Origin of the sequence: Halorubrum sp. SS7 (assembly GCF_005435055.1) — an archaeon.
Taxonomy (GTDB): domain Archaea; phylum Halobacteriota; class Halobacteria; order Halobacteriales; family Haloferacaceae; genus Halorubrum; species Halorubrum salinarum.
This window is the reverse complement of sequence record NZ_SGXV01000635.1, coordinates 1-234: the sequence shown is the minus strand read 5'-3', so window position 1 is coordinate 234 and position 234 is coordinate 1. Positions and strand designations below refer to the sequence as shown.

Sequence of the window (234 nt, the reverse complement as noted above, 5' to 3'; positions counted from 1 at the left end):
CGACGACCTCAACGACGAGGGGATCACGGTCATCCGCATCGAGCACGACATCGGCGTCGTCACCGAGCGCGCCAACCGCATCGCCTGTATCAACACCGAGCTGTACCATCACGGGGACACCGAGTCGTTCGTCGAGAGCGACGCCCTCGCGGCTGCGTACGGCACCGACGGACAGGTCGTCCACCATCACCACTGATGAGCGGGGAATCAGCGGCCGACGACCGGGCGCGTGCC

The 234-nt window shown here is 66.7% G+C and carries 1 pseudogene; it reads left to right on the top strand.

Annotation, left to right across the window (positions count from 1 at the left end):
- A pseudogene (locus tag EXE44_RS19425) lies at positions 1-196 on the top strand (metal ABC transporter ATP-binding protein); the annotation flags it as partial.
- Positions 197-234: the final 38 nt, after the last annotated feature.